We start from the raw sequence: 2,693 nt of genomic DNA, 5'->3' as shown, positions 1-2,693 counted from the left end.
CGCCAACCAGGCAGCGACCGAACAAGTGAACCTGAAACCACGTCAACCCGCCATGACCAGCTAGTCAGCCACTCCCGCACAGCGGGGGAACTTCACAGCTGGTACTGGCCAGTGCCCCCGCTTCGCTGCTTCGGCGCCCCAGGACGCGAGCGATGGCGACGGCTTCCCTGCCGACGTCGACGGCTCTGCTGAACTGCCGCGCCTCCGTCAATGCGCCGCCCAACACCACCAAGGCGCCTCCTTCACCGCTTCGATCGTCGAGTTCACGGAAGACGGCGATGCTCTGTTCGCACACCTCGATCGCCTCGTCGAACCGGCGCAGTGATCTCAGAGCCGCTCCGAGATCACACAAGGCCCCGGCCTCCAAATGGCGCTGCTCGATCTCCCGCGAGAGGGCGAGCCCCTGCCTGAGGGCTTCGACAGCCTTGGTGTACCGGCTTTTCCCCCGCAATGCGTTCCCCAGTCCCAGCAGGGCCCTGCCTTGGTACTGACGGTCGCCGAGTTCGCGCGCAATGGCGAGACAGTCCTTGTAAGCGTCTACGGCCGCTCCAAACCGCCTTGCATGCTGCAAGATCTCCCCGAAGGTGCCCAACGCCACCATCTCAAGGGTTCGGTCACCGAATTTCCTGGCTGCCGCAAGGGCGTGGGACCCGGCCGCGAGGGCGTCGTCGAAGTACCGGTGCTGTACGAGGAACCGCACGAGTCCCAGTGCCAGCGCGACGGCGAGTCCGGCCCGTCCGGTGTCGGCCGCGAGCCTGGTGGAGCTGACCAGGTTGAAGCGTTCGTCGACGAACCAGCTGAGGTGTGCGCTCTTTCCGGAGGAGCCTGGAGCCCCCTCGCCGCATTGGACGCCCAGGTGGTCGTTGGCGCTCTTGGTGGCGGTGAGGTAGTGCCTGAGCAGCCGGTCCAGGGCTTCCTCGCGGTCGTCCGTCCCGGCCTGCGCGACGGAAAGCTCATCGGCGTAGAGGCGAATCAGGTCGTGCATACGCCAGCGTCCGGATCCGATCGGCTGCTCACGCATCAGGCCGGCCCGGGTCAAGGCGGAGAGGGCTTCTCGAGCGTCGCGCTCGGTCACCCCGGCGAGCGCTGCGAAGCCGTCCGTGGCCAGGTCGGGTCCGGGATTGACGCTGAAGAGCCGGAACGCAAGCCGCTGGTCTTGTCTCAGACAGCTGTAGGAGAGGTCGAAAGCGGGTCGAACGGCGAGGGAGTGACCGCCTCCCGTCTCACAACTCAGCAGCGCAAGGCGGGTCCGGATGTCCGAAAGGTCGGCGGCCAGGGTCGCGACAGGCAGGCCAGGGTCGGATATGAGGAGCGCTGCGGCGATGTGCAGGGCCAGCGGCAAAAAGCCGCAATGTTCTGCCACCTCCGCAAGCGCCGCCCGCTCGCGAACGGGGCGGGAGTCGTACTCGCGGGCCTGCACAAGGGCATGAGCCATGAAAGCGGCAGCCTGATCGGGGGCCAGTTCGGCGAGATCGATCAGACGGGCGGGGAACGTCGGCGAGACGAGGGAACGGCGGGACGTCACGAGCAGCCGGTGCAGCGGGGAACCCGGAATCAGATGGCGGACCTGTGCCACGGTGGCGGCGTTGTCAGCCACCACGAGGAGGCGCTCGCCACGCTCGGCCCGCCGGGCCAGTTCGGACTGGTACAGGGCGGCCTGCTCGTCGAAGGTAGGCGGTAGGTCGTCGTCCCTGACACCAAGCGCACGCAGGACGGCCCCGAGTGCCTGGTCGGCACCGACCTCGCCGTCCTGTTCAGCACCGACGAGCGGCACGAAGAGGACACCTCCGGGGAACCATCCACGGGCGACTGCCTCGTGCGCGGCATAGAGGGCCAGAGCAGTCTTGCCGACGCCGGCGAGCCCGGAAACCGCAGCGATGGCGATCACCGAGGATCTCTGCTCTTCGGGGTCGAGAAGAGTCAGCACTTCCCGGAGCTGCGCATGTCGCCCGAACAGCTGCGTCGGGGCGGCCGGCAGTCCGACCGACACCTGCGGCTCGGGCCCTCGGCTCGGCGCGAGAACGTACTGGTTACCGGCAACCATGTTGATCCGGGCGTGGCCGGACGCCCTGGCCCGCTGTTTGCGCCACCGGCGTGCGTTCTTACCGGCCATCGTCGCGCGTTCCCCTGATGACTTGATCCCCAGCCACTTGGTTGATATCGGCATCACCCGACGCTCTGAGCCGCTGGTCGACGTTCTCCGCAACCCTCGCTTCGCCACCGGTGGCCGGCGGTACGGCCCCCGCATACTGATGTCCGGCTACCTGGTTGGACCGCGACCGTCCAGAAACACGAGCTCGCTGACGGATCGTGCGCGCAGGCCCGCTCACCGCAGCCGCCGGTTCCGACTCGGCTGGGATCGGTCGCGAGCCCGCCCGCGAAATTCCGGCGGCACAGACCAATCCGGATACGGCGCTCGCGAAAGCGATCGCCAGCGCCCACCTGTTGTTCTCATCGTGCGGTAACCAATCGAACGATGCCGCCCGAGCCATCCACAGGCAGCATGCGAACGTGCCGAGCGTGACCGGCCAACGCGCCAAACGTGTCATTGCCCCTCCTTGCGTCGATTTCCAGAGTGGCATCGCGCGGCACTTCGGTCTGAGGTTCCCCCGAGATGCGGGGATGGGTGACAGAGGGTCAGATGGGTCTCATGAGAGGAGCCCAGACGATGCCTGCGCCGAGGAAGTACCCGC

1 protein-coding gene is annotated in these 2,693 nt (G+C 67.3%); it reads right to left on the bottom strand.

Annotation, left to right across the window (positions count from 1 at the left end; all coding sequences use genetic code 11):
- Window positions 1–64: 64 nt before the first annotated feature.
- Window positions 65–2,167 (bottom strand): tetratricopeptide repeat protein, encoded by a 2,103-nt coding sequence (locus ACIPXC_RS34985; protein ID WP_401626534.1) that lies wholly within the window; start codon window positions 2,165–2,167, stop codon window positions 65–67.
- Window positions 2,168–2,693 lie beyond the last annotated feature (526 nt).

The organism is Streptomyces sp. NPDC090021 (assembly GCF_044748225.1).
In the GTDB taxonomy this organism is placed as follows: domain Bacteria; phylum Actinomycetota; class Actinomycetes; order Streptomycetales; family Streptomycetaceae; genus Streptomyces.
Note: the sequence above shows the minus strand (reverse complement) of the source record. Positions and strands in the feature narration are given on the sequence as shown.